Annotated in this window: 9 protein-coding genes; 5 read left to right on the top strand and 4 right to left on the bottom strand. The window is 63.9% G+C overall.

From position 1 onward, the window contains the following. Nucleotides 1–341 precede the first annotated feature (341 nt). From ACZIRK_RS10160 to ACZIRK_RS10145, 4 genes are all read right to left on the bottom strand, one after another. Nucleotides 342–3422, bottom strand: a complete 3081-nt coding sequence (locus ACZIRK_RS10160) for an autotransporter outer membrane beta-barrel domain-containing protein (RefSeq protein ID WP_463327333.1) — start codon at nucleotides 3420–3422, stop codon at nucleotides 342–344. Nucleotides 3423–3636: 214 nt separating this feature from the next. Then, the gene (locus tag ACZIRK_RS10155; RefSeq protein WP_463327332.1) at nucleotides 3637–4593 is read right to left on the bottom strand and encodes a DMT family transporter; all 957 of its coding nucleotides are present in this window, start codon (nucleotides 4591–4593) and stop codon (nucleotides 3637–3639) included. A 212-nt stretch (nucleotides 4594–4805) separates the two neighbouring features. Then, a complete protein-coding gene (locus tag ACZIRK_RS10150; protein ID WP_463327325.1) occupies nucleotides 4806–5645 on the bottom strand; it encodes an aldo/keto reductase in 840 nt (279 codons plus the stop codon). 225 nt (nucleotides 5646–5870) lie between these two features. After that, nucleotides 5871–7355 carry an aldehyde dehydrogenase family protein gene (locus tag ACZIRK_RS10145; protein ID WP_463327324.1) on the bottom strand — a complete coding sequence of 495 codons (1485 nt, stop codon included), beginning with the start codon at nucleotides 7353–7355 and terminating at the stop codon, nucleotides 5871–5873. A gap of 118 nt (nucleotides 7356–7473) precedes the next feature. On the opposite strand from ACZIRK_RS10145, the gene ACZIRK_RS10140 reads away from it, so the two are divergent. The 5 genes from ACZIRK_RS10140 to ACZIRK_RS10120 all read left to right on the top strand — a co-directional run bounded on the left by ACZIRK_RS10140 (nucleotide 7474) and on the right by ACZIRK_RS10120 (nucleotide 10977). Further along, entirely contained in the window at nucleotides 7474–8559 is a 1086-nt protein-coding gene (locus tag ACZIRK_RS10140) for a substrate-binding domain-containing protein (protein ID WP_463327323.1), read from the top strand. 18 nt (nucleotides 8560–8577) lie between these two features. Further along, a complete protein-coding gene (locus tag ACZIRK_RS10135) occupies nucleotides 8578–9012 on the top strand; it encodes a glutamine amidotransferase-related protein (protein WP_130228861.1) in 435 nt (144 codons plus the stop codon). Between the two features lie 108 nt (nucleotides 9013–9120). Beyond that, a complete protein-coding gene (locus ACZIRK_RS10130) occupies nucleotides 9121–9558 on the top strand; it encodes a VOC family protein (RefSeq protein WP_456641088.1) in 438 nt (145 codons plus the stop codon). Nucleotides 9559–9814: 256 nt separating this feature from the next. Then, nucleotides 9815–10246 (top strand): CBS domain-containing protein, encoded by a 432-nt coding sequence (locus tag ACZIRK_RS10125; RefSeq protein ID WP_208819746.1) that lies wholly within the window; start codon nucleotides 9815–9817, stop codon nucleotides 10244–10246. Between the two features lie 224 nt (nucleotides 10247–10470). Then, entirely contained in the window at nucleotides 10471–10977 is a 507-nt protein-coding gene (locus ACZIRK_RS10120; RefSeq protein ID WP_463327322.1) for a P-loop nucleotide/nucleoside kinase family protein, read from the top strand. The last annotated feature ends 305 nt before the right edge of the window (nucleotides 10978–11282 follow it).

The following is an 11282-nucleotide window of genomic DNA, read 5'->3' as shown; positions in this document are numbered from 1 at the left end:
GGGGGGGGGGCCGCCCCCCCGCGCCCCCCCCCCCCCCCCCCCCGGGCCCCCGCCGCCGTGTTTTTTTGTCGGGGGGGGGGGTTTCTGCGTGTTGGTTGTTGTGGGGGGGGACCCGGCGGCGCGCCAACCTTTGTTGCCCCGTGTGTTGTTGGGGGCCCGGGCGTGGTTCCCCCCCCCCCACGACTCTTCTCCCTCTCCCCGTTCTTACGGGGAGAGGGTTGGGGTGAGGGTGCCTCCGCGCAGACGGTAAGAGACCAATCCGCGGAGACAGCCCCTCACCCGGATCGCATCTTACGATGCGATCCGGCCTCTCCCCGCAAGCGGGGCGAGGCGGCAGAAAGCTACCAGGAAAAGCGCACCACGCCCTTGCCGGCGTAGGATTGGCTGATGCCGGAGAATTCGCCTTCGAAGGTGCCGGCCGCGGACCAGCCGTTCAGCCACTTCATCTCCAGCGACGCCGTGGTGAGCGCGGAATCGGGCGCCTGCACCGCGCCGTTGACGACGAAGGCTGCGCCCGGCAGCGTTTGGAACACGGCGCTCGCGGCGCGGTCCGGATTGAAGTCATGCGCCCAGGCGGCGCGGCCGCGCAGCGTCACTATTCCGTCCTCGACGGCGAACGACTTGTCCGCGCGCAGGCCGAGCTCGGTACGCGTGTCGGTGACGCTCTTGGCGCTGTAGTTCAGTGCAAAGGCGTTGGCGCCGGAGACCACGGCCTCGGCGTAGTTCGGCAGCTCGAAGGTCGTCGCCTGCGCCGCGGCGTAGGGCGTGAGGCCCAGCCACGGCGTGGCGTAGCGATAGCCGCCCTCGAGCCGGCCGGAATAGGTGTTGGCGTTGAACTCCGCGCGGAGATGGTCGACACCTGCGACGGTGACGAAGCGGTCCGTGGTGACATCCTGCCAGCCATAGGCGAATGCGGCGGAGAGATAGGCCGGGCCTGTGGTAGTGCGCGCGAATGCGCCGGCCTGGAACAGGTCGGAGCGGCCCCAGCCGAGGCCGTTGACGCTGAAATTGGTGCCGCCACCGGCAAGCGCAAAACCTGCGAGCAGCGACGGCGAGACGCGATAGTCGAAACCGACGGCAGTGCCATAGACGCTGCTGCTGGCGTTGTTCGAGCCGAGCACGGCGTTGCCGTCCGTGGTCTGCGAACCGCCAAAGCCTGCGGCCCACACGCGCCAGCGCGGATCGAAGCCCGGCGGCGCGGCAGGCGCTTTGCGATAGACGGCAGCATAGGCATCGCGTTCGCGCTTGCTGCGCGCCGTGCGCGTCGAGGCGTAGGCGTTGGCGCCGTCCACATCGGCAAAGGGCGTTGCGCCCGCGCCGTCACCGGAGCCGCCGTCGCGGCCGGCGATGAACGGATCGGTCAGCAATCCCAGGAAGAGGTTCATCGCGTTGAAGGTCGCCTGCTGCGATCCCGTCGCCACCTCGCCGGAGGCTTGCGTCAAGCCGGCCGGCGTCAGCGACGCGAACGGCAAGGGAATGCTGCCATTGGCATTGAAGAAGTTGGTCAGCGCGTTGGCGACGTTGTGCTGATTGATGTTGAGATTGGATTTGGCGCCGAAGTCGAGGCCGAACGTCAGGTAGGCATTGGTCGCGTCATAGCTTAGCGCGGCCGTGAGTGCGCCGGGCAGACCGGACACGCTGAGGCCACTGAATGTCGTCCCGCCAAGGCCGCCATCCGCGGTCAGGATCGTATAGGGCCGCTTCGAGATCGAGCTGCCGGGCGAGAGGCTGGCGGCGACGGAGCCGCCGAGCGTTGCGGTGCCGGTCACGTGGGCGAAGGAGGATGCGGTAGAACTAAGCTGCACCAGATAGAGCGCGCCGGACTGCAGCGCGAGATTGCCGGCAACCGTGGTGGAGGCGCCTGGCACCGCATTGCCCGGCATGAACGCGCCGCCGCTTGCGATCACGGTGTTGCCCACCGTGCCGATGCCCGAGAGCACGCCGCCGGCGCTGACCGCCACGCTGCCGTTGATGACGCCATCGACCGCGAGCGTGCCGCCGAGCACGTTCCAATCCTGCGCGCCGGTGCCGGTCACGGTCCATTTCGAGCTGTCGACCTTGTTGAAGGTCGAGAAGCCATCATACTGATTGCCGGGTCCGATCAGGCTGAGGTCGAACGTGCCTGTGCCGGTGCCGCCGAGCTGGAAGGTGTCGCTGCCGTTGGCAAGCACCAGGCCGTGGATGACGCTACCCGGGCCAAGCGTCAGCACACTGGCGGAGCCGGGGGCGCAGCCGCAGAATTCGATCGCAGCGAAACCGGCGGCGGCGTTGATGGTGCCCGAGTTGAAGACAGAGCCGCCACCGTTGACCACGATGCCGACGGCGTCGCTGCCGACATTGATGGTCCCGGTGTTGATGACCTGGTTGGTGCCGGCAGGTCCGGCAGTCGAGACGTTGATGCCGGCGGCCGGCGCGCCGTTTCCGACGGTGATTGTGCCCGCGTTTGTGACGGTGACGGAATCGCCGACCGCGAAGATGCCAACCGCGCTGTCGTCGCCGACAATGCTGCCTGTGTTGGTGATCGTGCCGGACGCGCTGAGAGAGTTGGGGAACAAGACGATGCCGTAGCCCAACATGCCGACGTGGATCGCGCCGCTGTTGGTGATCGCGGGACGGTCGCCCACACCGTAGATGCCGACGGCGCCGTCCGCGCCGGTGATCGATCCGCTGTTCGTGACCCTCGCGTCATCGCCTTGCACGGCAAGGCCGATGCCTGCTTGGCGCAGCGTGATGGAGCCGGCGTTGCTGATCACGGCATTGTTGCCCTGCACGGACATGCCGGCAGCACCGTCGCCGACTGCAATGCTGGCACCTGCGGCGTTGATGAGCGTGTTGTTGTCGTTTATCGCGCTAATGGCTCCGAAGGGCGAGAGCGAAACGCCCATTGTGATGGTGCCGGCATTCGTCACCGTGCTGTTGCCCGCGACGAAGATGGCGCTGCCCTCGTCACCGATCGTGATGGAGCCCGTCGCGGCGTTTATGATCGTGTTGTTCTGACCCGCGAAGATGCCGGTGCCCTGTGTTCCCGCAGAGATCGCGCCGCTGTTGGTGACGACGTTGCCGTCGCTGACCGAGATCGCGATTCCGTTCGAGATGGCGGAGATGATCCCGTTGTTGGTGACGGTGTTCGAATTGCCGGCGCTCAGGCCAGTCCGCGAGGGATCCGGATTCAGCGTGCCGTTATTGATGACGGTGTTGGAGTCGTTGAGACCGACCGCCGCCGTGCCGTTGTCGTTGAGGATTGCTCCCGACTGCACGGTGACGGTGAGATTGTTGACGCCGGCGCCGGCCTCGAAGCCATCCGGGAGGAACCCGCTGCAGGTGACGGTCTGGCCGCTCGTCGCCGGATCGGGCAGGCATTGCGCATGCGCCGCTACGGTCGACAGACACAGGCCAGCCAGGATCGCCGCCACGGCAGCCATGTGCGCGCCGAGACCGGCAGCCAACCGAAACCACACGCCAACGCCCCCTCATTCCCCCGCGCCTCACGGCGCTTCCCTGGAACTCAGGTAGCATGTGGTTTCCCGACCGGTGGCAAGAATCCGGCCGAATGCGGCTGATCGCTCAGTTTTCGCGGCGCCACTGTGGCGCTGTCGCAACGATTGCGCGGCGATACGTCTCACTCCGCGCACGAAGTCAGGCGTTCGGCGAAGGCTCGCCGGGCACGGTCAGGAGCTGCGAGCGACGGATTCGCTCGCGGTGGGCGGTGTAAAGGCCGGACGCGACGATGAAGGCGGCGCCGGTGATGGTCCAGACGCCGGGCACCTCGCCGAAGATGAAGTAGCCGAGCAGACTGACCCACAGCAATTGCGTGTAGGAGAACGGCGCCAGCACCGAGGCATCCGCATAGCGGAAAGCCAGCACCACGATCCACTGGCCGGCGGTCGAGGCCACGCCGACCAGGATGCCGAGAAGAATGTCGTGCCAGCTCGGCGTCACCCAGGCGAACGGCACCATGACGCTCATGATCGCGAAGCCCACGATGGCGGAATAGGTCATGGTGGTGATGGCGGCATCGCGGCCGCTGATCATGCGCGTCATGATCAAGGTCGAAGCCCAGCAGAAGGCCGACAGCAGCGGGAAGAAGGCGGCGACGTGGAACGCGCTAGTGCCGGGCCGCAGGATGATGAGGACGCCGATGAGGCCGAGCGCGGTCGCGATCCAGCGCCGCAGGCCGACCTTCTCGCCCAGGAAAACGATCGACAGCGCCGTGACGTACAGTGGCGCCACGAAGCCGGTGGCGGAGGCTTCCGCGATCGGGAGGAAGGCCAAGCCGGAGATGAAGAACAGCGACGAGCCGAGCAGCGTCGCGCCGCGGAGGAACTGCAGGCCGACCCGGCCGGTTCGCAGCGCAAAGAGCGGCGAGCCCGGCAGCATCGCAGGCGACATGATCAGCGCGAACACCAAGAAGCGCATCCAGGTGATCTCGATCGATGGCAGCGTCGCCGACAGATATTTCGAGGTGACGTCGGACGTGCCGAGAAAAATCGTCGACAGCAGGATCAGCGCGATGCCCTTGAATGGCCGATCGGCGCGCGCGGGGGCTTTGCGGGAGACGGATTTCTTCGCAGGCGAACATTTCTTTGCAGGCAATGGCAAAGGTGCGCTGTCCAGCCTGGCGGCTGCGGCGGGGGGCGGTGTCACGGCAATCTCGGAGGCACAAATAAGCGAATCTGCGAGCCTCTAAAAAACGCCAAATGGCGGCGCGCGACAAGGTCTGAAAACAGGACTCCGATATGCGCGAATGTGCGCGGCCGCACGCCACGAAGGTTGCAACACTTTGTTAAGAATCGTGTTCGCTATCGCTAGAGCATCGGCAAACTTCGCGGCTTGGGACCGCGCGGAAAAGCCTTGTCTAAAGCTTCGATCTCGCTGGCGCTGAGCACGAGATCGCCGGCCGCCGCATTCTCAGCGGCGTGCTCCGCGCTCGACGCTTTGGGGATTGAGAACACGGAAGCCGCGCGGGTGAGAAAAGCCAGCGCGACCTGGCGTGGCGTGGCGTTGCGCGCCTTCGCGACCTCCTGCAGCACCTCCCCGCCCTTGCTCCGTGGCGAAGGAAAATCATTGTGGCCGAACGGCGAGTAGGCGACCACGGCGACGCCATGCTTCTCGCACCACGGGATCACAGCATGCTCGATCGCGCGCTCCTGCAAATGATAGAGCACCTGGTTGCAGGCGATCCTGCCCTTACCCGAAACTTCCAGGATCTCGCCGAGATCATCGGCGTCGAAATTGCTGACGCCCCAGGACCGTATTTTCCCGGAGGCGACCAGTTCCTCGAACGCCGCGACGGTGTCCTCCAGCGGATAGGATCCGCGCCAGTGCAACAGATAGCAGTCGAGGTGGTCGGTCTTCAGCCGCTTCAGCGAGCGCTCGCAGGCAGTGATGGTGCCGCGGCGCGAGGCGTTGCTGGGCAGGACTTTCGAGACCAGGAACAATTCGTCGCGCCGGCCTTGAATCGCATCCGCGATCACGAGCTCAGCGTCGCCATACATCTCCGCAGTGTCGATATGGGTCATGCCAAGCTCGATGCCACGGCGCAGCGCCGCCACCGCCGCCTTGCGGTCGCCGCGGTCGAGATACCAGGTGCCCTGCCCGATCACGGAGACATTGGGGCCATGGTGGCCGAATTTTTTGGTGCGCATGATCGCCTCGCTCATCGGGGACGACCAACCCTAGACGATTGGTGGGGCGATGTCGCGGCAATACGCCCTGTCGTTCCTGCGAAAGCAGGGACCCATAACCACAGGAAGATGTTGTGGCGCGAGCAAGCAGTTACAGCCACGCATCTCATCAAGTCCTGTGGTCATGGGTCCCGGGTCAAGCCCGGGACGACAGCGGAGTTTGTGGCGCGCGCATGCATGTCGCCGTCAGACGTTGAGGTTCATCCAGACCGCCTTTGGCTCGGTGAAATTGTCGATCGCGGCGGTGCCGTGCTCGCGGCCGAGGCCTGAATCGCGCTCGCCGCCCCAGGGCAACCGCACGTCGGTGTAGCCATAGGTGTTGATCCACACCGTGCCGGCCCGCGCGCGCTTGGCAAAGCGCTGCACGCGGCCGATGTCGCTGCTCCAGACACCGGCGGCGAGGCTGTAGGCCGTGCCGTTGGCGATCCGAAGCGCATCGGCCTCGTCCTTGAACTTGATCACGCTGACGACGGGACCAAAGATCTCCTCCTGCGAGATCCGCATCTCGTGCTTCACATTGGCGAACACAGCCGGGCTAATGAAATAGCCGCGATCGCCGACGCGCTCGCCACCGGTCACAAGCAACGCACCCTCGTTCTTGCCGATGTCGACATAGTCGAGAATGGTCTTCATCTGCTTGTCGGAAATCACCGGTCCGAGCGCCGTGGCGCGATCCTGGGGATCGCCGATGCGCAATGCGCTTGCGCGTGCGGCCAAGCGTTCGACCACCTCGTCATAGACGCTCTCCTGCACCAGCACACGCGAGCCGGCCGAGCAGACCTGCCCGGCGTTGAAGAAGATGCCGGCGGCCGCAGCCTTCGCCGCGGCATCGAGGTTCGCGTCCTCGAAGATGACGTTGGCCGACTTGCCACCGAGCTCCAGCGACACGCGTTTGAAATTGCCGGCTGCGCCGCGCATGATACCGCGACCCACACCGGGCGAGCCGGTGAACGTGACCTTGTCGACGTCAGGGTGATTGACCAGCGCCTCGCCGGCAATGCGGCCGGGGCCGGTGACGATATTGAGCACGCCGCGCGGCAGGCCGGCTTCAAGTGCGAGCTCGCCGATCCGGAGCGCTGACAGCGAGGTCAGCTCGGCCGGCTTCATGACGATGGTGCAGCCGCAAGCCAGTGCCGGCGCGAGCTTCCACATGCCGATCATCAGCGGAAAATTCCAGGGCACGATCGCGGCGACCACGCCGACCGGCTCGCGGACCGTGTAGGTGAGCGCATCGTCGCGCGTGCTCACCACATCGCCGCCGATCTTGTCGGCCCAGCCGGCGTAATACGTCAGCGTGTCGATTGCCGCCGGAAAGTCCTGCCGCAGCACCGCCGCGATCGGCTTGCCGGCATCGAGGCTTTCGAGCTCGACGATCTCGTCGGCATGCTGCTTCAAGAGCTCTGCCCATTTCAGAAGGATGTGCCCACGTTCGGCGGCGCGCATGGTGCGCCATGGTCCCTCAAAAGCGCGGCGCGCGGCAGCGACAGCGCGATCAACGTCCGCCGCTCCGCCTTCCGCGATCGTCGCGATCACGTCCTCGGTCGCGGGGTTGAGGGACTTGAATGTGCGTCCGGCGATGGCCGGGACGCGGGCGCCGTCGATCAGCAGCAACTCTTCCGGGGCGGCGGAACGGCCGAGGGCCCCCTGCGCATAGTCATATGCAATTGACATCATATTTCCTCCTGGTTGGTATACCAACCTAGGAGCATATGCCCCGCTGTAAATATGATATGTTCTGCCTATGGCTCGCGAACATATGAAATTCATTTCATAATGAGAAGCTACGACGATGCTGCACATCGAGATTGAAACCATCTGGCGATTTCACCGCGAAGGCAGCCCGCAGACGGCTGTGGTGATCCTCGGCATCCTCAACGAGATCCGCAAAACCGGGAAAATCTCCAGCGCGGCCACTGACGCGCACCTGTCCTATCGCCACGTCTGGAACCTGATCGACCAATGGTCGGAGTTCTTCGGCGTGCCGCTGGTGGAGACCCAGCGCGGCAAGGGCTCGAAGCTGACGCCGTTCGGCGAGAAACTGGTCTGGGCCGGCGAGCGCATGCAGGCTCGCCTTGGCCCGCAACTCGAAAACCTCGCGCAGGAGCTGGTCACGGAGATCAAGCCGTTCCTGCACCAACGTCCCTCGGTGATCCGCGTTCATGCGAGCCACGGTTTTGCGGTGTCAAAGCTGCGTGAATTCCTCGACCGCGAGCCCGGCATGGGCGTCGACCTCCGCTATGTCAGCAACCAGAACTCGCTGGTGTCGCTGGCGCAGGGCGCCTGCGACCTTTCCGGCGTGCACCTGCCACGCGGCGAATTGCGCGCGCAGGGCATCAAGGCGTGCCGCGACTGGCTCGATCCGCGCGAGGATCGCGTGATCAGTTTCGTCACGCGCGAAATGGGCCTGATGGTCAAGCGCGGCAATCCGCTCAAGATCAGCTCACTGAAGGATCTGGTCGATCGCAAGGCGCGCTTCGTCAACCGCGATCACGATTCGGGCACAAGGCAACTTTTCGACCAGCTGCTGGCACTGCACCGGATTGCCGAGAGCAGGATCAATGGCGCACAGCAGATGGAATTCACCCATGCCGCCGTTGCCGCCTATGTCGCCAGCGGCATGGCGGATGCGAGCTTCGGCGTCGAAGCGGCCGCCCGCCAATTCGGGCTCGATTTCATCCGGCTACTGACGGAAGATTATTTCTTCGTTTGCAAGAAGGCGTTCCTCGAGTCAGAGCCGATGCGGCGCGTGCTCGATATCATGAAGAGCGGCGCTTTCCACAAGGCCATCGACGCCCTTCCCGGCTACGTTGCCTCCGAAACCGGCAAGGTCAGTGGCGTGAAGGATTTCCTGGAACGCATGCACTCTGATCGCTGAGGCCGCGCCGGCCGTTCGCTGGCCGAAATTGCACTGCTCGAGCACCGGCTGCAGCAGGACCTGCCGACGCTCGGGATCTACCTCGGTGCCCAGCTCATGGCACGCGCGCTCGGCAGCCGCGTATTCGCCGGCCATGCCAAGGAGATCGGCTGGGGAACCATCGACCTCACGGGCGAAGGCGCCTCGTCCTGCCTGCGCCGCCTCGGGAAAGGGCCGACCGTGCTGCACTGGCACGGCGACACTTTCGATCTTCCGCAGCAAGCTGTGAGGCTCGCTTCAAACGCCAATTACGAGAACCAGGCCTCCGCCTATCGGCAGAACGCGCTTGCGCTCCAGCTCCATCTCGAGGCCGACCGGCGTCAGCTGGAAGAGTGGTATGTCGGCCACGCGGCCGAATTGTCGGCGTTAAAAACGGGGTGGCGGTTTGAGGCGGTCCATGATTCAAGCTTCTGATGTGGACAGCATGAATCGGACCCAGACGGCCGCCGGTGTTGGGGGCACCTCAAGCGTCCGTTGTTGGACTCGGCGACACCTTGGAACGACACCTTGGAGATTGGACACATGGCGCTCAAGCGGATGGACAACGTAGGAATCGTCGTCGAAGACCTCGGAGGGACGATTGATTTCTTTCGCGAACTCGGCCTCGAGCTCGAAGGGCGTGCCACGATCGAAGGAGAATGGGCCGGACGTGTCACCGGACTGGGCGATCAGCGTGTCGAGATTGCCATGATGCGCACACCGGACGGCCACAGCCGGCTCGAGCTCTCCCGCTTCCTCACGCCGCCTGTCGTCGCAGATCACCGGAACGCCCCGGTCAATGCCCTAGGCTACCTCCGCGTCATGTTCGCCGTGGACGACATCGACGAGACGCTTGAACGGCTCCGCACGCGCGGCGCGCAGCTCGTAGGCGACGTAGTCCAGTATAAAGACGCGTATCGGCTCTGCTACATCCGTGGGCCTGAAGGGCTTCTGATCGGACTCGCCCAAGAACTCGGCTGAGCGCAATACGAAGACAAACGGCGAAGAGTGACCAATTTCGGCGAGCGCGCCCGAGGCCGCCCCGCCTGTTCGAGGTCCATCCCTCCAACCGACGGCCTCTGCCGTCGTTACACCGCGGCCCCGATACTCGCTGACTGCTTGCTGCCAATATGATAGGCTGATGCTCCTAATCGAGGAGAATGGATGCCATGGTACGTGGCCCCTGTTGCGGGGGCGGGATGAAATAGGCGGCTAGGCCGCACGATGGGAGGAAACTATGACCATCGAAAGCATTCTTAGGCGGAAGGGCACCGAGGTTACGACAATAGCTCCGGACGCCAGCATCAAGAGGGCGGCAGACTGGCTCCGCGCAAAGAATATTGGCGCTCTCGTGGTGACAAGTGAGGACTCTGTTCTCGGCCTGATTTCCGAACGTGAAATCGTTCATGCATTTTCTCGCTATGGCCAGACAGCCGGGTCGATGCTGGTCAAAGAAATCATGCAATGCGGTGTGACCACCGTGTCTCCAGACGAGAGTGTCAATCGCGTGATGAAACTGATGACGCACCATCGCGTGCGCCACATGCCGGTACTCCGCGCTGGCAAGCTGGCCGGCATCATCAGCATCGGCGATGTCGTCAAAGATCGACTCGAGGATCTGGAGCTTGAGACGAAAATTCTGCGTGATGTCTACCACGCAGCGCGCTGACGGCCCGGGCCGCGGCTCATAGGTGTGCTGTCAATCGCCCGGCGCGCTTTCATATGGGCATCGCGGGGCTCGCGCCAGGTCAATGGAGCCGGCACCTGGCACAGCTCGGAACGAAGGCTCGCTTCCGCCCGTGACTCATTGGACACGTTCGCGGTTCACATGGAAAGGGTAAAGTTGAGCGATCTTGGGACCGCGTGTACTGATTGGTAAAAGTCGAGGGTGCAATGGCGAGGCTTATCGCGCTGGCTGGCTTGCCCGGGGTCGGCAAGTCAAGCATTGCGCAGTATCTGGCGCGGCGCTGCGGAGCCATTTGGCTACGAATCGATTCAATGGATCAGGCGATCTGGGCATCGGGTACAGCGCCGAGCGATCTCTTTGACTGGAGCTACCGAGCAGCCCAAGCAATCGCCGCCGACAATTTAGCTCTCGGCTTGGATGTAATCGCGGACTGTGTAAACGATTGTCAGGAGGCACGGGACGGTTGGGAGACGGCAGCGCAACGTACCGGAGCCGAAGTTAAATGGCTCGAAGTCGTGTGTAGCGATCCCTTCGAGCACCGTCGGAGAATTGAAACAAGATCAAGCGACATTGTGGGACTGGCGTTGCCCGACTGGGATGCGGTCACCATCCGCTCCTACGACAAGTGGAATCGGGATCGTCTTGTTATCGACACAGCACATCGCAATTTGGAAGTGTGCGTGGAAGAGGCTCTCGAACTCCTACGTGGATGACAACCGCTATTCGCCCGAAGCGGAAAAGCTCAAAGCTCGACGATGCCGATGGCCGGACGCAGCTGACAGCACAGGAACAGCGATTTCAAGCAGACGCCGAGAGCCTAAAGCTTGCCTAGGTGATATTCCCCCGCGCCGACAAAGCTGCGGAAAGCGTCGCATCCAATAAAAACGTTGTGGCTGTGAACGAGCTCACAACGCAACCAGCGCGATCATGTTTTGATCGGGCTGCATCAACCATTGATAGAATGGGATGCGACGGTCGCCGGAGGGCTTCCCCAGGAAAGGGGTAAGACATGAACAGC

The organism is Bradyrhizobium sp. Leo114 (genome assembly GCF_055229415.2).
This window is presented reverse-complemented; position numbering and strand designations above follow the sequence as displayed.

What these genes read in the sequence shown, in the direction of transcription:
- ACZIRK_RS10120 (WP_463327322.1), top strand. Translation starts at nt 10,471, where the DNA reads ATGGCGAGGCTTATCGCGCTGGCTGGCTTGCCCGGGGTCGGCAAGTCA.
- ACZIRK_RS10125 (WP_208819746.1), top strand. Translation starts at nt 9,815, where the DNA reads ATGACCATCGAAAGCATTCTTAGGCGGAAGGGCACCGAGGTTACGACA.
- ACZIRK_RS10160 (WP_463327333.1), bottom strand. Translation starts at nt 3,422, where the DNA reads ATGGCTGCCGTGGCGGCGATCCTGGCTGGCCTGTGTCTGTCGACCGTA.
- ACZIRK_RS10130 (WP_456641088.1), top strand. Translation starts at nt 9,121, where the DNA reads ATGGCGCTCAAGCGGATGGACAACGTAGGAATCGTCGTCGAAGACCTC.
- ACZIRK_RS10140 (WP_463327323.1), top strand. Translation starts at nt 7,474, where the DNA reads ATGCTGCACATCGAGATTGAAACCATCTGGCGATTTCACCGCGAAGGC.
- ACZIRK_RS10145 (WP_463327324.1), bottom strand. Translation starts at nt 7,355, where the DNA reads ATGTCAATTGCATATGACTATGCGCAGGGGGCCCTCGGCCGTTCCGCC.
- ACZIRK_RS10150 (WP_463327325.1), bottom strand. Translation starts at nt 5,645, where the DNA reads ATGCGCACCAAAAAATTCGGCCACCATGGCCCCAATGTCTCCGTGATC.